The 22,108-nt window shown below is 69.2% G+C and carries 24 protein-coding genes; 11 read left to right on the top strand and 13 right to left on the bottom strand.

What is annotated here, in order from left to right; genetic code table 11:
• Positions 1 to 160 precede the first annotated feature (160 nt).
• On the top strand, positions 161 to 496 hold the full coding sequence (locus IG04_RS0126070) for a histidine triad nucleotide-binding protein (protein WP_030479352.1): 336 nt from the start codon (positions 161 to 163) through the stop codon (positions 494 to 496).
• Here the strand turns inward: IG04_RS0126070 and IG04_RS0126065 are convergent.
• Together IG04_RS0126065 and IG04_RS0126060 are read right to left on the bottom strand one after the other, a co-directional pair.
• The gene (locus IG04_RS0126065) at positions 477 to 1,085 is read right to left on the bottom strand and encodes an MBL fold metallo-hydrolase (RefSeq protein WP_030479351.1); all 609 of its coding nucleotides are present in this window, start codon (positions 1,083 to 1,085) and stop codon (positions 477 to 479) included. The two genes, IG04_RS0126070 and IG04_RS0126065, sit on opposite strands and share 20 nt — an antisense overlap.
• On the bottom strand, positions 1,082 to 1,747 hold the full coding sequence (locus tag IG04_RS0126060; RefSeq protein WP_030479350.1) for a 2-phosphosulfolactate phosphatase: 666 nt from the start codon (positions 1,745 to 1,747) through the stop codon (positions 1,082 to 1,084). Before IG04_RS0126060 ends, IG04_RS0126065 begins: the two co-directional genes overlap by 4 nt.
• Before the next feature lie 27 nt (positions 1,748 to 1,774).
• On the opposite strand from IG04_RS0126060, the gene IG04_RS0126055 reads away from it, so the two are divergent.
• Positions 1,775 to 2,239 carry a ribose-5-phosphate isomerase gene (locus IG04_RS0126055; protein WP_030479349.1) on the top strand — a complete coding sequence of 155 codons (465 nt, stop codon included), beginning with the start codon at positions 1,775 to 1,777 and terminating at the stop codon, positions 2,237 to 2,239.
• A complete protein-coding gene (locus IG04_RS0126050) occupies positions 2,232 to 3,032 on the top strand; it encodes an Fpg/Nei family DNA glycosylase (RefSeq protein ID WP_030479348.1) in 801 nt (266 codons plus the stop codon). The genes IG04_RS0126055 and IG04_RS0126050 overlap by 8 nt, the downstream gene beginning before the upstream one ends.
• Positions 3,033 to 3,059: 27 nt before the next feature.
• On the opposite strand, the gene IG04_RS0126045 is transcribed toward IG04_RS0126050, so the two are convergent.
• The 5 genes from IG04_RS0126045 to IG04_RS0126025 form a co-directional block, all read right to left on the bottom strand.
• Positions 3,060 to 3,785 (bottom strand): hypothetical protein, encoded by a 726-nt coding sequence (locus IG04_RS0126045; protein ID WP_030479347.1) that lies wholly within the window; start codon positions 3,783 to 3,785, stop codon positions 3,060 to 3,062.
• 57 nt (positions 3,786 to 3,842) lie between these two features.
• On the bottom strand, positions 3,843 to 5,057 hold the full coding sequence (locus tag IG04_RS0126040; RefSeq protein ID WP_030479346.1) for a GNAT family N-acetyltransferase: 1,215 nt from the start codon (positions 5,055 to 5,057) through the stop codon (positions 3,843 to 3,845).
• Between the two features lie 40 nt (positions 5,058 to 5,097).
• Positions 5,098 to 6,450 (bottom strand): aldehyde dehydrogenase family protein, encoded by a 1,353-nt coding sequence (locus IG04_RS0126035; protein WP_036015914.1) that lies wholly within the window; start codon positions 6,448 to 6,450, stop codon positions 5,098 to 5,100.
• Positions 6,451 to 6,628: 178 nt separating this feature from the next.
• Positions 6,629 to 7,474, bottom strand: coding sequence for a DNA-3-methyladenine glycosylase family protein (locus tag IG04_RS0126030; RefSeq protein ID WP_030479344.1), 846 nt, complete (start codon positions 7,472 to 7,474; stop codon positions 6,629 to 6,631).
• 59 nt (positions 7,475 to 7,533) lie between these two features.
• On the bottom strand, positions 7,534 to 8,142 hold the full coding sequence (locus IG04_RS0126025) for a mycothiol-dependent nitroreductase Rv2466c family protein (protein WP_030479343.1): 609 nt from the start codon (positions 8,140 to 8,142) through the stop codon (positions 7,534 to 7,536).
• A 163-nt stretch (positions 8,143 to 8,305) separates the two neighbouring features.
• On the opposite strand from IG04_RS0126025, the gene pepN reads away from it, so the two are divergent.
• Complete coding sequence (pepN, locus tag IG04_RS0126020; RefSeq protein ID WP_030479342.1) at positions 8,306 to 10,867, top strand: aminopeptidase N; 2,562 nt, start codon at positions 8,306 to 8,308, stop codon at positions 10,865 to 10,867.
• A gap of 66 nt (positions 10,868 to 10,933) precedes the next feature.
• The gene (locus IG04_RS0126015; RefSeq protein ID WP_036015911.1) at positions 10,934 to 11,569 is read left to right on the top strand and encodes a GNAT family N-acetyltransferase; all 636 of its coding nucleotides are present in this window, start codon (positions 10,934 to 10,936) and stop codon (positions 11,567 to 11,569) included.
• Positions 11,570 to 11,619: 50 nt separating this feature from the next.
• Here IG04_RS0126015 and IG04_RS0126010 read toward each other — a convergent pair whose 3' ends face one another.
• The 3 genes from IG04_RS0126010 to IG04_RS0126000 are packed head-to-tail and all read right to left on the bottom strand — an operon-like array spanning position 11,620 to position 13,554.
• A complete protein-coding gene (locus IG04_RS0126010; RefSeq protein WP_030479340.1) occupies positions 11,620 to 12,099 on the bottom strand; it encodes a DUF5130 family protein in 480 nt (159 codons plus the stop codon).
• Positions 12,086 to 12,331 carry an aa3-type cytochrome oxidase subunit CtaJ gene (ctaJ, locus tag IG04_RS0126005; RefSeq protein ID WP_030479339.1) on the bottom strand — a complete coding sequence of 82 codons (246 nt, stop codon included), beginning with the start codon at positions 12,329 to 12,331 and terminating at the stop codon, positions 12,086 to 12,088. The genes IG04_RS0126010 and ctaJ overlap by 14 nt, the downstream gene beginning before the upstream one ends.
• Positions 12,332 to 12,351: 20 nt before the next feature.
• On the bottom strand, positions 12,352 to 13,554 hold the full coding sequence (locus IG04_RS0126000) for an MFS transporter (protein WP_084402202.1): 1,203 nt from the start codon (positions 13,552 to 13,554) through the stop codon (positions 12,352 to 12,354).
• A gap of 270 nt (positions 13,555 to 13,824) precedes the next feature.
• Between IG04_RS0126000 and IG04_RS47265 the strand changes: the two genes are divergently transcribed.
• Positions 13,825 to 14,349, top strand: a complete 525-nt coding sequence (locus IG04_RS47265) for a DUF2345 domain-containing protein (RefSeq protein WP_159460529.1) — start codon at positions 13,825 to 13,827, stop codon at positions 14,347 to 14,349.
• Between the two features lie 19 nt (positions 14,350 to 14,368).
• Here IG04_RS47265 and IG04_RS0125990 read toward each other — a convergent pair whose 3' ends face one another.
• Positions 14,369 to 14,902, bottom strand: a complete 534-nt coding sequence (locus IG04_RS0125990) for an HNH endonuclease (RefSeq protein WP_030479336.1) — start codon at positions 14,900 to 14,902, stop codon at positions 14,369 to 14,371.
• Positions 14,903 to 15,189: 287 nt separating this feature from the next.
• Between IG04_RS0125990 and IG04_RS0125985 the strand changes: the two genes are divergently transcribed.
• The 4 genes from IG04_RS0125985 (at position 15,190) to IG04_RS0125970 (ending at position 20,355) form a co-directional block, all read left to right on the top strand.
• Entirely contained in the window at positions 15,190 to 17,286 is a 2,097-nt protein-coding gene (locus tag IG04_RS0125985) for a prolyl oligopeptidase family serine peptidase (protein WP_051770704.1), read from the top strand.
• A gap of 86 nt (positions 17,287 to 17,372) precedes the next feature.
• Positions 17,373 to 18,203: a mechanosensitive ion channel family protein gene (locus tag IG04_RS0125980; RefSeq protein WP_051770738.1), complete on the top strand. Its 831-nt coding sequence runs from the start codon at positions 17,373 to 17,375 to the stop codon at positions 18,201 to 18,203.
• A gap of 118 nt (positions 18,204 to 18,321) precedes the next feature.
• On the top strand, positions 18,322 to 18,705 hold the full coding sequence (locus IG04_RS0125975; RefSeq protein WP_030479333.1) for a globin: 384 nt from the start codon (positions 18,322 to 18,324) through the stop codon (positions 18,703 to 18,705).
• Between the two features lie 57 nt (positions 18,706 to 18,762).
• Entirely contained in the window at positions 18,763 to 20,355 is a 1,593-nt protein-coding gene (locus tag IG04_RS0125970; protein ID WP_084402204.1) for a glycoside hydrolase family 13 protein, read from the top strand.
• 65 nt (positions 20,356 to 20,420) lie between these two features.
• Here IG04_RS0125970 and IG04_RS0125965 read toward each other — a convergent pair whose 3' ends face one another.
• Positions 20,421 to 21,047 carry a DUF8010 domain-containing protein gene (locus IG04_RS0125965; RefSeq protein ID WP_030479331.1) on the bottom strand — a complete coding sequence of 209 codons (627 nt, stop codon included), beginning with the start codon at positions 21,045 to 21,047 and terminating at the stop codon, positions 20,421 to 20,423.
• The gene (locus IG04_RS0125960) at positions 21,040 to 21,471 is read right to left on the bottom strand and encodes an acyl-CoA thioesterase (protein WP_030479330.1); all 432 of its coding nucleotides are present in this window, start codon (positions 21,469 to 21,471) and stop codon (positions 21,040 to 21,042) included. The genes IG04_RS0125965 and IG04_RS0125960 overlap by 8 nt, the downstream gene beginning before the upstream one ends.
• A gap of 85 nt (positions 21,472 to 21,556) precedes the next feature.
• Between IG04_RS0125960 and IG04_RS0125955 the strand changes: the two genes are divergently transcribed.
• Positions 21,557 to 22,054: a DUF2975 domain-containing protein gene (locus tag IG04_RS0125955; RefSeq protein WP_030479329.1), complete on the top strand. Its 498-nt coding sequence runs from the start codon at positions 21,557 to 21,559 to the stop codon at positions 22,052 to 22,054.
• The last annotated feature ends 54 nt before the right edge of the window (positions 22,055 to 22,108 follow it).

Genomic DNA, 22,108 nt, shown 5'->3' with positions numbered 1-22,108 from the left:
ACCTCACCGAAGCGGATCGCGAGTACCACGAGCAGCACGCCGATCGCGAAGCTGATGAGGCACCGGACGACGACCAGCAGTTTGGCGCCCTTCACGCCGCCATGATGAGCCGGTGGCGAGCAACGGCAACAGGGTCCATCGGGACCAATACGATGCCGTTGTGACCGACTGCCTGTTCTGCCGCATCGTCGCTGGCGAGATCCCGGCGACCGTCGTGACGGAGACCGACACGACGCTCGCGTTCCGCGACATCGACCCCAAGGCGCCCACGCACGTCCTGGTGATCCCCAAGGAACACCACACGGCGATCGGCGACGTCGACCCGGTGCTCGCGGGGCAGATCCTCGCCACCGCGCACCAGGTCGCGAAGGCCGAGGGGGTCGACGAGTCCGGCTACCGCCTCGTCTTCAACACCGGCAGGGACGGCGGCCAGACCGTCTTCCACGTGCACTGCCACGTCCTCGGTGGACGCGGTCTCACGTGGCCTCCGGGATAGCCATCTCGCGCACGAACCTCGCGTCGACCGGGTCACCGTGGCCCGGCACGACGATCCGCGGTTCGAGCTCCAGCAGCAGGTCGAGGACGTGGCGCCAGTTCGACGGCGTCGCGTCCGGGCCCGCCTGAGCGGGAGCGCCCTGTTCCACCAGGTCGCCCGCGAACACGACGCCGGCGTCCGGCACGTGCACGACCACGTCGTGCGAGGTGTGCGCGGGGCCGAAGTGGTGCAGGTCGACCCGGCGTCCGCCGACGTCCAGCGTGACGGTGTCGCGGAACGTGTGCGTGGGCGCGACGAGCGTGCCCTCGAACGGTTCGTCGTAGTGCTTGGCGCGGTCTTCGAGCAGCGACTCGTCCACCACGCAGCCCTCGTGCGCCCACACCTCGCACGGCAGGAACGCCTCGGTGGCCAGCACGTGGTCGAAGTGGTTGTGGGTCAACACGATCCGCGACGGCCTGACCTCGCGCGCGAGGGCGAAGTCCATGCCGGAGTCGACGAGCAGCGACTCTCCCGCCCCGGTGACGAGACCGAGCGTGAGGTCGAGTTCGGCGTGCCGGCGGACGAAGATCCCGTCCGCGATCTCGATCACCGCAGCACCCCGTCCACGAGCACGGGAGCAGCGCTGCTGACGTTGATCCGCACCGCGAGATCGACGTCGGCGGAGTGGCCGTTCTCGACCAGTTCCCGTCCCGACCCGCAGCCCCTCACCGCGGCCGGGACGTCGGTGGTCCGGAACGCGGTGGCCGCGAGCCTGGCCTCCGGCGACGCCCTCCCCGTCAGCGCGGCCAGCACCGCCCCGGCACCCAGGTAGTCCTCGACGCACGGCCGCAACGGCCCGAACTCACGCGGGCCCGCGTTGAGGATGTCGAGGCCCCACCGCTCGCCGCCGGGGATCACCCCGATGGTCTCCCCCAGCGCCTGCGCCCGCCTGGCCACCGCCGTGGCGTTGCGCAGGCAGGCCGCGAGCACGTGGGCGCCGGTCTCGGCGGCGAGGAAGCACAGGTTCGAGCCGTTCGGCGACGGCAGCTCGACCAGTCCGGTCTCCCCGGCTAGTGACGCTGGTCGCAGAGTCCTTCCCGACGAGGGCTTCCACCGCGACGGGCGCACCTGGCCGCCGTTGCCCACGACCAGGTCGACGGACGTCGTGAACGACAGCACGTCGACGATGACCAGCACGTCACAGTCCCGCAGGGCGTTGACGCCCTCGGGCCCCCATTCCAGCCTCAGCTGGTACCCCTCCTGGCTGAACACACCCACCAGCGTGTCAGACTCCTTGACGTGCGCGTTTATCTGGCAGCAGACCACGCTGGCTTCGAGCTGAAGTCCCACCTGTCCACGGCTCTCACCGAGCAGGGCTACGAGGTCGTCGACGTCGGCGCCCACGAGTACGACGCCTTGGACGACTACGTGTCGTTCTGCGTCGACGCGGCCGAGAAGGTCGTGGCCGACCCCGGCAGCCTCGGCGTCGTGATCGGTGGCTCGGGCAACGGCGAGCAGATCGCCGCGAACAAGGTGAAGGGCGCCCGCGCCGCGCTGGCGTGGAACGTCGACACCGCGCAGCTCGCCCGCCAGCACAACGACGCCCTGCTCGTCGGCATCGGCGCCCGCCAGCACACCGCCGAGGAGGCGACCGAGATCGTGTCGGCGTTCCTCAGGACGCCGTTCTCGGGCGAGCCGCGCCACCAGCGCCGGATCGACCAGGTCATGGCCCAAGAAGAGAGCACTGTCGAAGACCGTGCCTGAGGGCCACACGCTGCACCGCCTCGCGCGGCTGCACCAGCGCCGGTACGCAGGCAGGCCCGTGTCCGTCACCAGTCCGCAGGGACGCTTCTCGGCGTCCCTTGTGGACGGACGCACGCTCGTTCGCGCCGAGGCGCACGGGAAGCACCTGTTCCACGTCTACGGCCCGGACGCGATCGTGCACGTCCACCTCGGTCTCTACGGGACGTTCACCGAGTCGCCGATGCCGGTCCTGCTGCCCGTCGGCCAGGTCCGCATGCGGATGGCCGGCGAGACGCACTGGACGGACCTGCGCGGCCCGACCGCGTGCGAGGTGCTGAACTCCGCCGAGGTCAAGGCGATCCGCGACCGGCTCGGGCCCGACCCGTTGCGCCGCGACGCCGACGCGGACCGCGCCTACGAGCGGATCATCCGGTCGAAGCAGTCGCTGGCCGTGCTGCTGATGGACCAGAGCGTCCTCGCGGGTGTCGGCAACGTCTACCGCGCCGAGGTGCTGTTCCGGCACAACGTGAACCCGTTGCTGGTCGGCAACAAGGTCAGCCGCGAGCTGTGGGACGTGATCTGGGCGGACCTGGTCGTCCTGATGAAGGACGGCGTGAAGGTCGGGCAGATCAACACCGTCCGCGCCGAGCACATGCCCCGTGCCATGGGCCGCGCGCCACGCGTGGATCGGCACGGCGGTGAGGTGTACGTCTACCGCCGTGCCGGGGAGCCGTGCCTGGTCTGCGGCACCGAGGTCATGACCACCGAACTGGCGGCCCGCAACCTCTTCTGGTGCCCTGCCTGTCAGCCCTAGTGCGCTGACCACGACGTGGTCACCGCACTAGAAGTCGAAGCCACCGCCCATGTCGCCGAAGTCGAAGCCACCGGCGTCGCCCGCGTCGGCGGCACCGCCCATGTCACCCATGTCTCCCATGCCGGCGTCGCCCATGCCCATGTCGCCGACACCGTGCATGCCGGAGAACATGGCGTCCATCAGCAGGAACGTGCCCACGCCCCACGCGCCGGCCACGAGCGCGGGCTTCCACCACGGCTCGGAGTACCAGCCACGCGGCACCGGGCGTCCGGCGACCATCCCACCGGGGTAGTAGTAGGGCGTGCCCGAACCGGAGTGCGGCGACGCGGCGTACTGGTGGCCCTCGACGGCGACCTGACGGTTCTCGCTGACGGCACCCGCCCGCTTCTGGCTCGCGCTCTCGGGCAGTGCGGGGCCGGGGTCCATGCCCATGGCCTCACGCGCCGCGCGCACGTAGTGCAGGCCCTCCATCGCGGTCTCGGTGACCAGCCGGGCCTGCGGGATCGTGCGGGCCTGCTCCATCTGGGAGCCGGCGGCGGTGAACCGCTCGGACGCGTCCGCCATGGCCTGCGTCGAGGCGGTGTTGCTGCCGGTGAGGCTCATCACCTGCCCACCCAGCCGCTCGACCCAGCGGCGGGCTTCCGCCTTGGCGTCGTCGAGCTCCCGCGCCTTGCGCGCGTTGCTCTGGCTGACCAGGTAGAACACACCTGCGACCAGCAGTACCAGCACTACGACCCACACGATGGTGCCCACGGCTTTACCTCCCACACCAGGTAAACCGTCAACGAGCAACCACCGCCGTGAGTTCCGTCAGAACACCTCGGGGCAGTGCGGCTCAGTCACACCGAGGAACGCGATCGTCAGCGCGTCCACGTGTCCGGGCGTGTGCTCGACCACGCGGTGTGCCCGCTTGAGCACGGAAAGCCGTACGCCGCCGAGGAAAGCACTTCCCAGTGCGGCGACGTCCAGCGACACGTCGGCTGGTTCCTCGGTGCGCGTCACCGTCGCTTCGCCACCCTTGACCGTGAAGCGCCAGCGGCCGGAGTTCCACGGGCAGAACGAGTCCTCGACCTCCAGCACACTGTCCACATCGGACGAATAAGCGCGCAGCGGCAGCGCCCGGTCTACGTCGACGAGGCGCATCCACAACGCGTCCGAGGCCTCGCGCCGCACCTTCCGCGGGTTGTCGACCATGTGCGTGATCGGGTCGTCCCAGGCGGTGAAGAAGGAGATCTCCCCGGCGAGATCCATGTCCAGCAGGAACCGGTAGAGGTCGGCGTAGGCCTGTTCGGTCGTGCAGACCAGCTCGCGCACGTGCAGTTCGTTGGCCGGTCCGCCCGAATCGCCGTTCGCCTTGACCCGGAACACCACATAGCCCTCGGGATGCAGGCAGTAGCGGTACGAGGTGAGCCCGTCGCGGTCGGCCTCGCGGTCCCCGAGGTGCACGTCCCAGGTGTGTTCGACGCGGCTCAGCCAGCCGACCCGTGTGGTCCGCACCTGCTCGTGGAACTCACGCATGACGGGCAGTGCTTCTTCTCGCGACACCTGACGGATCCGTGCGTCGCTGACGTGCACACCAGGGTGGAACGCCATACGCGTGGGCATCCTGAGCATGGCAATGCTCGTCGAGTACTCGCCGTAGCCGTACCTGCGGTAGATGGAGCCTTCCGACGCCCACAACATCGCGAGCGCCTCACCGTTCTCGTGCATGCCGTGCAGTTGCGTCTTCATCAGCAACGACGCCACGCCACGACGCCGATGGCCCGGCTTCACCGACACCACGGTCACCGCGCCCGCAGGCGCCTGACGGCCACCGGGAACGGTGATCTCGCGGGTCAGGAGCGCGGCGGTGCCGATCAGCTCGTCGCCGTCGAACACCGCGTGCGCCCGGTCCCGTTCGATGACCTTGAGCCACTTGCTGTCCTCGCCCAGATGATCGCCGAGGAACGCCCAGGCCATCACCCGCTGGAAGCCGGGGAGGTCGGATTCGTCGATGGTCCGGATGCTCAGCGCCGAGTCAGCCATGCCCCAGTGATACGCGGGTACGGCGCGACTCGCAGCTCAATTACCGCTGGACCGACTTGACCTCGCAGAACTCGTCCAGCCCGAACCTGCCGAACTCGCGCCCGTTGCCCGACTGCCGGTAACCGCCGAACGGCGCGCTCGTGTTGAACGCGGCGGCGTTGATGTCGACCTGTCCGGTGCGCAGCCGCCGGGCGATCCTGAGGGCGCGCTCGGTGTCCGCGGAGAACACGGCACCCGCCAGCCCGTAGATGGTGGAGTTCGCGATCCGCACCGCGTCGTCCTCGTCGGCGTACGGCATGACCGACAGCACCGGCCCGAAGATCTCCTCCTGCGCGATCGTCATCTCCGGCGTCACCCCACCGAACACCGTCGGCGCGACGTAGAACCCCTGCGGCAACGGCGCTTCGGGCCCACCGGCGGCCAGCGTCGCACCTTCCTCGACACCCTTGCGGATGTACCCGACGACCCGATCGCGCTGCGCCTTCGACACCGCCGGCCCGATCCGCGTGGACGGGTCGGCCGGATCCGCGGGCGTGTACTTCCTCGCGGCCTGCGCGGCCAGTTCGACGGCCTCGTCATGACGTTCGGCAGGCACCAGCAGCCGGGTCCACGCGCTGCACGCCTGACCGTTGTTCATGAACGAGTTCGCGACCGCGATCTTCACCGCCCGCCCGAAGTCGGCGTCGTCGAGCACGACGCACGCGGACTTGCCGCCCAGCTCGAGCGCGACCCGCTTCACCGTCTCCGCGGCCACCGCGGACACCCGCCGCCCGGCCTTCGTGGAACCGGTGAACGACACCATGTCCACGTCCGGATGCGCGGCCAGCGCCTCACCGACCACCGCCCCGGTGCCGTGCACCAGCTGGAACACCCCTGCCGGAGTGGCCGCCGTGACGATCTCGGCGAGCAGGTCGGCGGTGTGCGGCGCGAGCTCACTCGGCTTGAGCACCACGGTGTTGCCCGCCGCGAGCGCCGGCACGACCTTCGCGACCATCTGCTGCAGCGGGAAGTTCCACGGCGTGATCGCCGCGACCACCCCGACCGGCTCGCGGAAGACCAGCGAGTTGCCGATCTCCTCGGGCTCGAAGTACCCGCGCTCCAGCACGTCCGCGACACCCTCGGCGATGGCGACGGGGTTCGCGACCTGCACCTTCTGGCTGAAGGTGAGCGGTGTCCCCATCTCCCAGGTCATGGCCGCCGCGAGCTCACCGGCCCGCTCCTTCAGCCCGTCGATGATCGCCCGGACGACCTTCGCCCGTTCGTCCGCCGAGGTCTCCGCCCACGACGGGAAGGCCTTGACCGCCGCGGCCACGGCCGCGTCGACGTCGGCCGGCGTGCCCTCGGCGAGCGTGCCGATGACTTCCTCGGTGGCGGGGTTGACGACCTCGATCACGAGAGCCCTCCAGGCGGATATGACACTTCTGACGCTGATGAGCTCCAGACTGTCACATCTGCTTGCGCGGGTCACGCCGACCGGGGTGCTGAACGGGTGAAGCGGTGGTCAGGCCGGTGGTTGAAGAAGCCGCGCAGGCAACGACTCCAGCGCCGATGCAGAACAGACCGCCGGCCGTTCACCGGCCCGAAGCAGCCATCGCACCTCCCAGCCGCCGCTCCCGCAGCACCCGCAGATGCACCGCGGCCCAGGTCCGATACGGCCGCCAAGCCTCGGACACCTCCGCCAACGGCCGCCCGTACCGCTCAGCCACCTCGTCGGTGAGCCGGGACTCGTTGTGCGGCACGGCATCCGGAGCGTTCGCCCCGCGCAGCACGACCAGCTCGGCCGCGAACGGCCCCAGCCCCTTGACCTGCTGCACCGCCAGCACGGCGGCCGCGGGTTTCATCGAGCGCAACGTCACCGCGTCCAGCAGCCCGTCCAGCGCCGCCCCGGCCACCGCCCGCAGGTACTCGGGCTTGCGGCCGGGCAGGTCCAGGTCGAGGGCCAGCAACTCCGCGGGCGCGGGGAACACGCCGTCCCGCAGCAGCGAAGCCTTCACCGCGGCCGCCTGCGACATGCGGACTCGCTGCGCCAGCACCGACCAGGCCGCCGCCTCGTACGGCGAGTAGAAGCCGCACGGCCGTAAACCGGGCAACGACGCCTGTGCGGACGCGATCACCGGATCACGCAGCGCGACCTCCGGCCAGGCCCGCCCGTCGACGTCCAGCGACAGGAACCGGCACACCTGGGCCGCCGCCAGGTCGAGATCACCGTCGCCGGACAGGGACAGAACAGCAGTGGCGCCGCGCTGGGTCACGGAGACCGCAGCACGGCGCCACTCACCTTCGACCAGGAACGTCGCCCGCAGCGCCTCGCCCTCGTGCTCAGGCAACGCCGACGGCGTGAAGCCCTCCCAGAAAGCCCTGGAGGTCGCCAGCGACCAGGGCCCCTGAACTGCGACTTCGACGCGAAGATCTGCCATGTCCGGAGACGCTAGCGAGCACCCCTGACAAAAAATCCGGCCGAGGAGGCCGGACGGCCTCAGCTGAAGTCGAGCTCACCCGAACGGGTCCGCTTGAGCTCGAAGAAGTACGGGAAGCCGGCGAGCATCCGGGCACCGTCGAAGATCGTGCCCGCCTCCTCGCCCCGCGGGATCTTCGTCAGCACCGGGCCGAAGAACGCGACACCGTCGATGTGGATGGTCGGCGTGCCGACGTCCATGCCAACCGGGTCCATGCCGCGGTGGTGCGAAGCCCGCAGCGCCTCGTCGTACTCGGTCGAGTGCGCGGCCTCGGCGAGCTCGGCCGGCAGCTCGGCATCGGCCAGCGCGAGCTTGATGACCTCGTCGAAGTCCTGGTTGCCCTCGTTGTGGATGCGCGTGCCCATCGCGGCGTACAGCTTCGGCAGCACCTCGTTGCCGAACTTCTGCTCCGCGGCGATCGCCACGCGAACCGGACCCCAGCCCTTGGTCATGAGCTCCCGGTACTGCTCGGGCAGGTCGCGGCCCTCGTTCAGCACGGCGAGGCTCATCACGTGGAAGCTCAGGTCGATGTCGCGGACCTTCTCCACCTCGAGGATCCACCGGGAGGAGATCCAGGCGAACGGGCAAAGAGGGTCGAAGTAGAAGTCGACCTTCGCCTTGTCGGTCATGCGTGCCCCTTTAGTGACGGTCGGTGGCGTTATCGCCCCATCAGCCCAACCAGATCACCCTGTCATCTCTTCCCGAGCGCCGGTTCCGTGATTGGATGCGGGAGTCATAACCATTCCCGACGACGTCAGCGCGTAACCACCCGCGCGGCAGACGAGGTGACCAGTGGCCGCGCCCAACCTCACCCGCGACCAGGCTCAGGACCGTGCTGAGCTGCTGGAAGTGGAGTCCTACCGGATCGAGCTGGACCTGACCGACGGCGGCGGAAAGCCGGGTTCGGACACGTTCCGCTCCACCACCACCGTGGTGTTCCGCAGCCGGACTCCGGGTGCTTCCTCGTGGATCGACATCGTGGCGGCGACCGTGCACCGCGCTGTGCTCAACGGCAGCGAGCTCGACGTCTCCGACTACCGCGAGGAGGACGGCGTCAGGCTGCCGGACCTCGCGGAGACCAACGAGCTCACTATCGAGGCCGACTGCCGGTACATGAACACCGGCGAGGGCCTGCACCGGTTCGTCGACCCGGTCGACGGCGGCGTGTACCTGTACTCGCAGTTCGAGACCGCGGACGCCAAGCGCATGTTCGCGTGCTTCGACCAGCCCGACCTCAAGGCCGTCTACTCCATGAAGGTGACGGCGCCGCACGACTGGAAGGTCATCTCGAACGGCGAGATCACCGCCACCGAGGCCGGCGAGGGCGGCGCGGACGTGCACACGTTCGCCACCACCAAGCCGATGTCGACCTACATCGTGGCCCTGGTCGCCGGTCCGTACGCCGAGTGGCGCGACGAGTTCGTCGAGGGTGACTTCAAGATCCCCCTGGGCATCTACTGCCGCGCCTCGCTCGCTCCCCACATGGACCACGAGCGGCTGTTCACCGAGACCAAGCAGGGCTTCGGGTTCTTCCACAAGGCCTTCGGCGTGCAGTACCCGTTCGGCAAGTACGACCAGTGCTTCGTGCCGGAGTTCAACGCGGGCGCGATGGAGAACGCGGGCTGCGTCACGTTCCTGGAGGACTACGTCTTCCGCAGCCGCGTCACCCGCTACCTCTACGAGCGGCGCGCCGAGACCGTGCTGCACGAGATGGCGCACATGTGGTTCGGCGACCTGGTGACCATGCGCTGGTGGGACGACCTGTGGCTGAACGAGTCGTTCGCCACCTGGGCGTCCGTGCTCGCGCAGGCCGAGGCCACCGAGTACCGCCAGGCCTGGACGACGTTCGCGAAGATCGAGAAGTCGTGGGCCTACCGGCAAGACCAGCTGCCCTCGACGCACCCGGTCGCCGCGGACATCTCCGACGTGCAGGCGGTCGAGGTCAACTTCGACGGCATCACCTACGCCAAGGGCGCCTCGGTGCTCAAGCAGCTCGTCGCGTACGTCGGGCTGGAGAACTTCCTGGCGGGCCTGCGGGTCTACTTCGGCAAGCACGCCTGGGGCAACGCCACGCTGGCCGACCTGCTGGGTGCGCTGGAGGAGGCGTCGGGCCGCGACCTGTCGTGGTGGAGCGCGCAGTGGCTGGAGACGACGGGCCTGAACCTGTTGCGCCCCAAGTTCACCGTTGACGCGTCCGGCAAGTTCACCGAGTTCGCCGTGCTGCAGGGCGGCGCGCGTCCGGGTGCCGGCGAACTGCGCACGCACCGCATCGCGATCGGCGTCTACGACGACGACGGCACGGGCAAGCTCGTCCGCACGCACCGCCACGAGCTGGACGTGACGGGCGACCGCACCGAGGTCCCCGAGCTGGTCGGCGTGCACCGCGGCAAGATCGTGCTGGTCAACGACGACGACCTCACGTACTGCACGATGCGCCTGGACCCGGACTCGCTGGCCGCGCTGATCGACCACATCTCCGACATCGCCGAGCCGCTGCCGCGCACGCTGTGCTGGTCGGCCGCGTGGGAGATGACGCGTGAGGCCGAGCTGAAGGCTCGCGACTTCGTGAACCTGGTGCTCGGCGGTCTGGGCTCCGAGTCCGAGGTCGGTGTGGTGCAACGGCTTCTGCTGCAGGCGCAGACCTCGCTGTCGTCCTACGCGGACAGCTCGTGGCGTGCCGAGGGCTGGCGCCGGTTCGTGGCGAAGGCGCTGGAACTGGCGCAGGCGGCCGAGCCTGGCTCCGACCACCAGCTGGCGTTCGTGAACGCGCTGACCTCGTCGGTGCTCGACGACTCCACTGTGGACGTTCTGCGCGGCTGGTACGACGGCACCGCGGTGCTGGAAGGTCTCGACGTCGACACGGACCTGCGCTGGCGTCTGCTGCAGGCACTCGTCGCGCACGGCAAGGCGGACCTGCCGGAGATCAACGCCGAGGAGGAGCGCGACCCGACCTCCACCGGTCACCGCCGCGCCCAGTCGACCCGCGCCCTGCGCCCGACCGTAGAGGCCAAGGACGAGGCCTGGGACCGGGCGGTCAACGACGACGACCTGCCCAACGCGGTCAGCGAGGCGATCATCGCGGGCATCTCGCACCCCGGCCAGAAGGAGCTGCTCGCGCCGTACGTCGAGCGCTACTTCGCCGACGTCAAGGGCGTGTGGGACCGCCGCTCCTCCGAGCGCGCGCAGTCCATGGTGGTCGGCATGTTCCCGGCGTGGTCGATCGCGAAGTCCACTGTGGAGGCCGCCGACGCGTGGCTGGACGACGAGCACCCGCCGGCACTGCGCCGCCTGGTGTCCGAGGGCCGGGCGGGCATCGTGCGGGCACTCGCCGCGCAGGAGTTCGACCGCTCCTGACGAGCTGAAGTGGAAGCCCCGCAACACGTTCGCGTGTCGCGGGGCTTTCGCATAACGTCGGGAAGCATGATCGGTGAACTGGTGGAGCGCTGGCACCGCGGCTGGATCGCGGCCGACGGGCTGACGTCCGAGTACCGCGACGGCTACCTGGTCGTCCACGTGGACCGGCCGCAGCGGCGGTTCGAATGGATCGCGACGGACGACGCCGAGACCACCGCGATGGCCAGGATCGTGGCAGCCACGAGCGAACCGAACTGGCTGAGCGTCCCCACGCACACGCCGCAGAGGGTCAGCGCGGAACTCGAAGCGGCCGGAATGGTCGTGGCACGGCCGGACGAGACGTTCATGAGGCGCGCGCTGACGGGCCACCCGGCACCGGAACCGCCCGCGGGCTACGCGGTGGAGGTGACCAGGAGCCCGGTGATCGGCGTGCGGGTGCTGGCGGACGGCGAGGTGGCGGCCAGCGGTTTGATGGCCGTCGTGGGCGAGGACGCCGTCGCGCACCGCATCGAGACCGCGGACGCGCACCGGCGGCGTGGCCTCGGCAGCGTCGTGATGGGCACGCTCGTCCGCGAGGCGATGAAGGACGGGGCGAGGACCGGGTTGCTGTTCTCGTCGACCGACGGCGTGCATCTCTACCGCAGGCTCGGCTGGGAGAGGATCTCCGACCTCGTGGTCGCGCGTAACGACGTCAGCCCGTAGACACGCGGAACGCCCCCGGCACGGTGCCGGGGGCGTCCGAAAGCGGAAGATCAGGAACGGGGCGAGTTGCCCGCCTGGTCGGTCAGCATGCGCAGGCCCGACACGAGGCCACCCGCGAGGTCGCCCTCCTTGAAGGACGCCACCATGCTCATCACCGCGAGCTTGGCGCCGCGGTCGGCGAGACGGCGGTGCGACTCCTCGCCCGTGACGATCTCGACGACGCGCTCACCCGGCGACACGGCCACGAGGACGTGGTGCGACGGACTCTCGGTGGAGCCGTGCAGCTCTCGCGCGCGCTCGTGGGCGTTCGAGCCCAGCTCGCCCAGGTACACGCTGAAGTCGAGGCCCGTGGTGCGGCTGGAGAGCGTCAGCGCCTCGTCCAGCTGCGCGAGCTGGGAGGGCGTGAACGGCAGCTCCGGCGCCTGCGGCTCGTACATCTTCGCCGCGGACACACGGCCGCTGTTCGTCACGACGGCACCGACGGGCAACGTCGACGGGTCGACGGCCTCGATCGCCTTACCAGTTGCCACGTGCGCCTCCCTTGGCGGTCGAGTCCGAGGTACCGGACTCGGCGGCGCTGTGGTGCTCAGCGCTCAACCCTGCCGGGTTCGCGCTCCACCACACCGGGGCATAGCCCCACTCCTGGCCGGGCCTGTACCGGGGAATCCGGGTGGCCTTTGGCCTCACCGTCAGCAGCGTGATCACGCCGTAGATCGCCAGCGGGATCAGCGCGAAGACGAGAACGGTCTCCACGATGGTCACGGCGGGTACGGTAGCCGAACTCAGCCGCGCGCGAGAGGCCGGGCCAGCAAGATCGCGGTCAATCCCACGATCGAGCCCGCCACGACGTAGACGGTGCCCAGCGACGTCGCGTCGGCCAGCGGACCGGCGAGGCCCGCTCCCAGCGGCGAGAGACCCCAGGCGAGCACCCGATAAGCGCTGGTCACGCGGCCCATCATCGGACCTGGTGTGAGCCGTTGCCGCCGGGTCGCGGACAACACGTTCCAGCCGGCGGACGCCACACCGAACAACACGCACGCGAGGACCGCCACGAGCAGCCACGGCGTGAGGCCGAACAAGGCGAACGCGGCGCCGAGCAGCGCCAGGAATCCGACCATGACCCGTCCGGCACCCCACCGCGCCGCGAGCAGAGGAGACAGCCGGGCACCTAGCAGAGCACCGGCCGCCATGCACACGACGAGGAACGGAACCACCGGTTCGGCGAGGCCGAGTACCTGGATGGAGTAGAGCGCCAGCATGGCGTTGATCGCGGCCGCGCAGACAGCTGTGATTGCAACGGCAACTACCAGTGACCGCAGGCCAGGAGTCCGCACGAGGAAACGGGCCCCCTCGGCCAGCTGTGCGCGAAGATCGCTTCCGGAGCGGTCGGGAGCGACGTCCGGCACGCGGGACGCGAGCACCGCGGCGACGACGAACGAGAGCGCGTCGAGGGCGAAACAGGCCGCCGGGGCCCACCAGAAGAGCACCGCGGCGGCCAGTGGGCCGGCGAGGTCCATGCCGATCGTCTCGACCGTCACGAACCGGCCGTTGGCCGCCTCCAGCTCGTCCGGTCCCGCGAGCTCGACCAGCAGCACCTGCGACGCCGAGTCCGCGAACGTCTCCGCGGAGGTCAGCACGAAAGCCGTGGCGCACAAGACGACGACCGTCGCGTGTCCAGTGTGGACCGCCAGCGCGAGCAGTCCGGTCACCCCGGCGCGCAGCCAATGTGCCGCGACGACAACGGTTCTCGGTCTCCAACGGTCCACAAGGGCGCCCGCGGGCAGCGCGACGAGCAACCAGGGCAGGGTGAGTGCGACGGCCACGGCGGACACCGCGAGCGGGCTGCGGGTGCTGGCGGCGGTGAACAAGGGCAGCGCGACGACGCGCACGCCGTCGCCCACGAGCGACACCGCCCAGGCCCCGGTGAACGCTCGAAAACCCCGTCCATGCACGCCTTTTGCCGTATGACGCACATCACGTTCCATCAGATTGAACGCTACAGAGCGTGTCCATACCGGCCAGTAAGGGCAGCGTGTGCTCTCGTGCGGCGCAGCGGTTACACCCGGTCAGTCCTCACCCGGTCGGAGGCGAACGGGTGCCGGTTTGGGGTCTTGTTCCTGGAACACTCAGCTCTTAGCTTTTCACCTATACGGGTCTTGCGCACCCGCCCCGAACGAGCTGGAGGACACAAAATGTTCACGATGACCCGCCCCCAGGCCGTGACCTTCACTCTTCCGAGCTACAAGGACGATTCAGTGCGTATCACCGCCAGTGACTCCGTCCGGATCACGATGGACGACTCCGTTCGGATCACCGCGACCGATTCGGTGCGCATCACGGCCCGCGACTCCGTCCGCATCACCATGGCGGACTCGGTGCGCATCACGGCGAGCGATTCGGTCAGGATCACGTGTGCCGATTCCGTCCGGATCACCGCGCGTGAAGACTCCGTCCGGATCACCGCTCAGCAGGATTCCGTCAGGATCACTGCGCGTGAGGATTCGGTCCGGATCACCATGGACGACTCCGTGCGCATCACGGCCCATGACGACAGCGTCCGCATCACGGCACAGGACTCCGTCCGCATCACGATGGACGACTCGGTGCGCATCACGGCGCACGACGACTCGGTCCGGATCACGGCGCACGACGACAGCGTCCGCATCACCGCCCAGCAGGACAGCGTCCGCATCACCATGGACGACTCGGTCCGCATCACGGCACAGCAGGACTCCGTGCGCATCACCGCGCGTCAGAACGACTTCTCCCTCGCGGCCTGACCCAGCTCGAACAGCGGGATCAGGCCGCCGGTTCACCCAGGTACGGCAACCACTGCGGATCAGCCTCGGCCACCCCGGCGAGCAGCCGCCAGTGCGGGCCACGCGGCGCCGCGGGAACGACGCGCAGCCGCCAGCCCAGCTCGGACAGCAGTTTGTCCGCCTTGCGGTGGTTGCACTTCGCACAGCAGGCGACGCAGTTGGTCCAGGTGTGAGGTCCGCCACGCGAGCGCGGCACGACGTGGTCGATCGTCTCGGCCCGCCCGCCGCAGTAGGCGCAGCGATAACGGTCGCGGTGCATGAGCCCGGCACGGGTCATCGGCACGCGACCGCGATAAGGCACGCGAACGTAGGAGCTCAGCCGGATCACGGACGGTACGAGCACCTCGGACTTCGACGAGTGCAGCACCAGCCCGGAGGCGTCTCCGTGCACGACTTCGGCTTTCCCGCACACCACGAGGACGACCGCGCGGCGCAGTGACAACGCCGTGAGCGGCTCGAACGTGGCGTTCAGCAGCAGGACCTTGCGTCTTCCCCAGGGGAAGACCGCCGGCATCGGACCGGAACCTCCCCCATCTCGATCCCCAGCCGGCACTGCCCGAAGGTCGGGCTGATTTCGGCATGGGAGGACCGTCGGCGCCGTCTCGCCTGGTGGCGAGCCGCCGATAGGGGTCGGTTGTCGGTCTGGCACGCGACCACCTCCACCGGTTCAGCCCTAGGAGACCACACTTACCAGGAAAAAATCACGTGTGATAAGTGACGCGTCATGGATGTGTGATCGAACCTGGAGTGAACCAGCTCCCTATCGGAGATGGTTTTCAAGAGCCCGCTACTCTTGACAAGGTGACAGAGGCACCTTCCACTCCACTGCCTGCGACGATCACTTACCCGATCGCCGAGCGGCTAAACCTCGCCGAGCAGATCCACGGGCGCGAAGTCGCGGATCCGTACCGCTGGCTCGAGGACACGGCAGACCCCCGCACCGCGGAGTGGTCGCAGGCGCAGGACGTGCTCGCACGTTCCTGGCTGGACGCGATGCCCGGCCGCGGACGCCTGGGCGAGCGCCTCAAGGAGCTGATGCGCACGGGTTCGGTGTCCACGCCGACCTGGCGCGCGGGCAGGGCGTTCTTCGCCCGCCGCGGCCCCGAGCAGGACCACCCCGTCGTCATGGTGCGCGAGAGCGACGGCACCGAGCGCGTGCTCCTCGACGTGAGCGCGCTCGACCCGTCCGGCCGGACCACCCTGGACGGCTGGTCCCCCAGCCTCGAAGGCGAGCGCCTCGCGTACCAGGTGTCCATCGGCGGCAACGAGCACTCGCTGCTGCACGTCATGGACGTCGCGACGGGCGAGCACGTCGAGGGCCCGATCGACCGGTGCCGCTACTCCTCCATCGGCTGGCTGCCGGGCGGCGACGAGTTCTACTACGTGCGCCAGCTCGACCCGGCCCTGCTCCCCGAAGACGAGAAGCTGTTCCACCGCCGCGTGTGGCGCCACCGCGTCGGCACGGACCCGGACACGGACCTCAACGTGCACGGTGACGGCCAGGCGCACACCTTCTATTACTCACTGAACCTCTCGCACGACGGCCGCTGGCTGGTCGTGAGCGGCGCCCCCAGCACGCTGAAGCACGACTCCGTGTGGATCGCGGACCTGCACGGCGACGGCGCGCTCGTGCCCGTGGTCCTGACCGAGGCGGGCGTGCAGTGCTCGGCGTCCGTCGCCCGCGACGGCAGGCTCTACCTGCACACCAACCACGGCGCTCCCCGGCAGCGGCTGTGCGTGGCCGACCCCGCGAACCCCACCGAGTGGACCGAGCTCATCGCCGAGGAACCGGACTCGGTCCTCGACGGCGTGCGCTGGCTGAACGGCGACCTGGTCGTCCTGCGCACCAGGCACGCGGTGTCCGAACTGCACCTGCACGACGCCGCGACCGGTGCGCACAAGCAGGAGATTCCGCTGCCCGGCACGGGTTCGCTGCACGGCATGTCCGTTGTCGACGCCCAGACGCCCCACGACCAGGACACGCTGTGGTTCGGGTGGACGGACTTCGTGACGCCGCAGTCGGTGTTCCGGTTCTCGAAGGCCACGGGTGAGACGGTGCTGCACGAGGCCGCGCCGGGTCGCGTCGAACTGCCCACCGTGACGACGCAGCAGATCGCGTACGCGTCCAAGGACGGCACGACGGTCCACATGTTCGTCGTCAGCGGCGAGCAGAAGCCCGACCTGCCCCGGCCCGCGCTGCTCACCGGCTACGGCGGCTTCGCGATCGGCCGCGGTCCCGGCTACAGCGCGACGACGCTCGCGTGGGTCGAGGCGGGCGGCGTGTGGGTGCACGTGTCGTTGCGCGGTGGCGACGAGGAAGGCGAGGACTGGCACGTCGCCGGCATGCGCGCCAACAAGCAGAACGTGTTCGACGACTTCCACGCCGCCGCGGAACGCCTGATCCGCGACGGGTGGACGACGCCGCAGCAGCTGTCGATCATGGGAGGCTCCAACGGCGGCCTGCTCGTGGGTGCCGCGCTGACCCAGCGCCCCGAGCTCTACGCGGCCGTGGTGTGCTCAGCGCCACTGCTCGACATGGTGCGCTACGAGAAGTTCCTGCTCGGACGGTTGTGGGCCGACGAGTACGGCAGCGCAGGCGTTGCCGAGGAACTGGGCTGGTTGCTCTCCTACTCGCCTTATCACCGAGTGGTAACGGACGTTGAGTACCCTTCGGTCTTGTTCACGGTGTTCGAGTCGGATTCTCGTGTGGACCCCAACCACGCCAGGAAGATGTGCGCGGCACTGCAGCACGCTTCGTCAAGTGATCCGACCAAGCACCCGGTGCTGATCCGCCGCGAGACCGAGGTCGGTCACGCGGGCCGGTCGGTCAGCCGGACGGTGGCTCTCGCCGTGGACCAGCTGACGTTCTTGGCCAATGCCACCGGCATGGAGTTGTAGGAGGGCACGACCAGGTGACCAGTCCCGTGGACGACGTCACGAACAAGGCCGCCGAGGCGGTCACGTTCGTCGACAAGTACGGCCCGATGATCCTCACGGGCACGATCAAGATCGTCGTGATCCTGATCGCCGCCTTCGTGATCAGGGCTCTGCTGCGCAAGGTCATCGACCGGATCACCACGCCCGGCAAGGAAGGCAGGAAGCCGGGGCTGCTCAAGCCGTTGCGCGAGCGGGCGCCCCAGGCGCTCGGAAACCTGATCTCCGAGCGCCGCGAGCAGCGTGCCAAGACGATCGGCTCGGTGCTGAAGTCGATCGTCACGATCATGATCTTCGGCATCGCCTTCCTCGAGATCCTGATCGTGGTGGGCATCAACATCACGCCGATCCTCACCTCGGCGGGCATCCTGGGCGTCGCCATCGGTTTCGGCGCCCAGAACCTGGTGAAGGACTTCCTGGCCGGCATGTTCATGTTGCTGGAGGACCAGTACGGCGTCGGCGACGTCGTCGACCTGGGCCCGGCGACCGGCACCGTCGAGGCCGTTGCGCTGCGCACCACCACGATCCGGGACACCGGCGGCACGGTCTGGTACGTCCGCAACGGCGAGATCCTGCGCGTCGGCAACTCGTCGCAGGGCTTCGCGGTCGCGGTCGTCGACCTGCCGCTGAGCTACGGCGCGAACCTCGCCGAAGCCACCAGCGTGCTGGAGCGCAAGGTCGCCGAGGTGGCCGACAAGGACCCGCTCAAGGCGGACATCACGGCCAAGCCCGAGGTGCTCGGCGTCGAGAAGTTCACGTCGGACGGCATCACCCTGCGGGTCACCGCGAAGACGCGCCCCGGCCGCCAGTGGGCGGTCCAGCGCAACCTGCGCGCGCAGCTGATGCCCGCCCTCGAAGAGGCGGGCTTCACCGCCAAGTGAGTTAGAACACCCATTCGAGACGATGATCATCCGGCGTCCTGCCAGTTCACAACCCTATGGCGGAGCCAACAGCCGGGGCGGCCTGCAGGCGGTGGCCCTCGTGAGTCAGGATGGGTACGTGGGTAACCCCGTGAGCTTCTTCGAACAGGTCGGTGGCGAGGAGACGTTCCACCGCGTCGTCGCGCGCTTCTACCAAGAGGTGAAGGCCGACGAGATCCTCCTGCCCCTCTACCCCGAAGAGGACCTCGGACCTGCGGAGGAACGGTTGCGGCTGTTCCTCATGCAGTACTGGGGCGGACCCCACACCTACTCGGACAACCGGGGCCATCCGAGGCTGCGGATGCGTCACGTCCCGTTCAAGATCGGACCGATCGAGCGGGACGCGTGGCTGCGCTGCATGAGGATCGCCGTCGACGAGGCCGGCTTGGACGAGGCCCACCGCAAGCAGCTCTGGGACTACATGGAGATGGCGGCGAACAGCTTGATGAACAGCTTGTCCTGACCGCCCATCACCCGTTCGGGTCCTTTAGCAGCGAGACGAATGGCAGGATGACCCCCCGTGCGCCGATCCTCCGACCTCACCCCCGAGATCGCCGAAGAGTCCGCCTGGTGGCGTGACGCCGTCTTCTACCAGGTCTACGTGCGTTCGTTCGCCGACTCCAACGGCGACGGCGTCGGGGACCTCGACGGCATCCGTTCCCGCCTCGGCTACCTGGAGCTGCTCGGGGTCGACGCCTTGTGGCTCACCCCGTTCTACCGCTCGCCGATGGCCGACCACGGCTACGACGTGGCCGACCCGCGGGACGTCGACCCGCTGTTCGGCGACCTGGCCGCGTTCGACCGGCTGGTGGCGGACGCGCACGAGCACAACATCCGCGTGACGGTCGACCTCGTCCCGAACCACTCGAGTGACCTGCACGAGTGGTTCCAGGAGGCCCTGCAGGCCGGTCCGGGCAGCATGGAACGCGCCCGCTACATCTTCCGCGAGGGACGCGGCTTCGATGGCTCGCAGCCGCCGAACAACTGGGTCTCCGTCTTCGGCGGCCCCGCGTGGACCCGAGTGCCGGACGGCCAGTGGTACCTGCACCTGTTCGCGCCGGAGCAGCCCGACCTCAACTGGGAGCACCCGGAGGTCCGCGCCGACCTGGAGCGCACGCTGCGGTTCTGGCTGGACCGCGGGGTCGACGGCTTCCGCATCGACGTGGCACACGGCATGGCCAAGCCGGAAGGCCTGCCGGACATGGAGATCCGCACCCAGGTTCCGGGCGTGCTGTCCGACGACGTGCACGACCCGCGCTTCGACAACGACGGCGTGCACGAGATCCACCGCATGATCCGCAAGGTCATGGACGGCTACCCCGGCACCATGGCCGTGGGCGAGATCTGGGTGAAGGACGACGAGCGCTTCGCCGCCTACGTCCGTCCCGACGAGCTGCACCTGGGCTTCAACTTCCGGCTGGTCGAGGCCGGTTTCGACGCCGACGCCGTCCGCACGGCGATCGAGCACTCACTCGGGGCGGTCGCCCTGACCGGCACGCCCGCGACGTGGACGTTGTCGAACCACGACGTCGTGCGCCACGTGACCCGCTACGGCGGCGGCGCGCCGGGCGAGCAGCGGGCCCGCGCGATGGCGCTGGTCGAACTGGCGCTGCCGGGCGTGATCTACCTCTACAACGGTGAAGAGCTCGGCCTGCCCAACGTGGAACTGCCGGACTGGGCCCTGCAGGACCCGACCTGGGAGCGTTCCGGCCACACCGAGCGCGGCCGCGACGGCTGCCGCGTGCCGATCCCGTGGGAGGGCACCAGCCCGCCGTTCGGGTTCTCGACGGCCGTGAACACCTGGCTGCCGCAGCCGAACGAGTGGGACCACCTCACGGCCGAGGCGCAGCTGGAGGACCCGGGCTCGATGCTCTCGCTCTACCGCGAGGCGTTGGAGCACCGGAAGTCCAACGCGGGCTTCGCCGGTGAGGAGCTCGAGTGGTACGGCGCTCCGGCCGGCTGCTTCGCGTTCCGGCGCAAGGGTGGCGGGCTGATCTGCGCCCTGAACACCTCGGGCGCGTCCGTGCCGCTGCCTCCCGGCCAGGTGCTGCTGTCGTCCGGTCCGATGGACGGTGACCAGCTTCCGCCGGACACGGCCGTCTGGCTCGTCTGAGTTTTCTGCAACGCGAAACAGCGCCCCAGGCCGTGGCCCGGGGCGCTGTTTCGCGTTCAGGAGCGTCAGACCAGCAGCGGCAGCATGGAGTGGCGGCGCCGGACGACCGCGCCGTAACGGGCGTCGATCCGCAGCCACGAGTCGGTCCCGGTCACCCGCACGTCGCCGTCCTCGCCGAGGAAACCCATGCCCGACAAAGCGAACAGGACCCGCAGCGGGATCTTGACGTCCAGGCCGGATCCGCTGACGGTCAGCACCGTCTGGTCCAGCAACGAGGCCGGCGGTGTGCCCTGCGGTCCGGCATTCTCCCGCGCCACCTCGACACCCTCGTCCGCCAGTTTGGCGATGACCTCGACCGGCAGCCGGTCGACCATCAGCCAGCCCTCGGCGGGCGGCAGGGCCGAGCGCCACATCAGGTCCTTGGCGGGGCCCGGATCGATGCGTTCGTCACGCATCACCGCGAGGCCCGTCAGCAGCTCCGAGCCGGACACCGTGACGTCCGCCGGAGTCGCTTGTCCCGCAACGGTTCGCGTCGCGAGCGCGTCGAACGGCGTGGCCACCCACGCGTCAAGCAACTTCTCGTCGCGGTTGCGCAGCCGCACAACGGTCTGCGCTTCGAGACGCACGGCCCGCGCGGCGAACGCCCCGAGGTCGTCTCTCTCGGCCGCGTCGGCCAACACCAGCTCAGGCACCATTTCCCCCTGCCCGCCACCCGGCGAGAAAGTCGCGCTCGGCCTCAGTCAGCCTGCGCGGTCGTGCTGTCGTCACGTTGTAGGGCGCCATGAGCGTCTCCGCCCTGACCACCACCGGGCTGTTCGCGTCACGGCTGCCGCGCACCACGTAGTCGAGCGTCAGCGACGCGGACTTCAACTCCCGCACCGACATCTCCACCACGACGCTTTCGCCGGTGAACACGATCGGCGCGAGGTACTCGACCACGAGCTTCGCCACGACCATGCCCTCGGCCAGTTCCTTGACCCCGTGGCGGGCGGCCTCGGTGAACAGCAGTTCGATGCGGGCTTCTTCCAGCAACGTCACCGTGTTCGCGTGGTTGACGTGGCCGAACGCATCCATGTCCGACCATCGAGGCCGCACACCAGTGACGAAGACACCCATGCAGGGACCCTACCGTTGACCGACCTTCACGGGACCTCCACACCAGCCGATTGAAAATCGATAGGCAGCTCTCGATACTCGATCTATGTCTCGCGTAGTGGTGTTCTTCCTGCAGGCCCTGCTCGCCATCGCGTTCCTGGGCGGCCTGTTCGCGCAGGTCGCGGTGATACCGGCGACCGCGGCGAACGAGGTCGACCTCTTCCCGCCCTACGAGTCGGTGAGACTGCCGTTCGTGGTGTCCGCGATCGTCTTCGTCGCGTGCCTGCAGGTTCTGGCGGTGGCGCTGGGAGGATTGCTGCACAGGGCGGGCGAGGACACCGTGTTCGAGTCCGGCTCGCTCACGTGGACGAACATCGCGATCGGTGCCATCGCCGCCGGAGCCGTTGTGCTCGCCTGGTTGTTCGTCTACGTCACGTTCGCGGAGATTCCCTCGCCCGCGGACGGCATGGAGGTCCTGGGCCTGTGGATGGGATCCGCCGTCGGCACGATCGCGGCGATCGGTGTCGCGCTGCTGGTCCTGGTCGGACGGCAGTGGCTGCGCCGTGCGATCGCTCAGCGCGCCGAACTGGAGCAGGTCGTCTGAGAACGGCCGGGGCGCCGCGGAGGGATTCCGCGGCGCCCCGGTTCTCGCTCGGTG

The sequence above is a fragment of the Lentzea albidocapillata genome, from assembly GCF_000719115.1.
Taxonomy (GTDB): domain Bacteria; phylum Actinomycetota; class Actinomycetes; order Mycobacteriales; family Pseudonocardiaceae; genus Lentzea; species Lentzea albidocapillata.
This window is presented reverse-complemented; position numbering and strand designations above follow the sequence as displayed.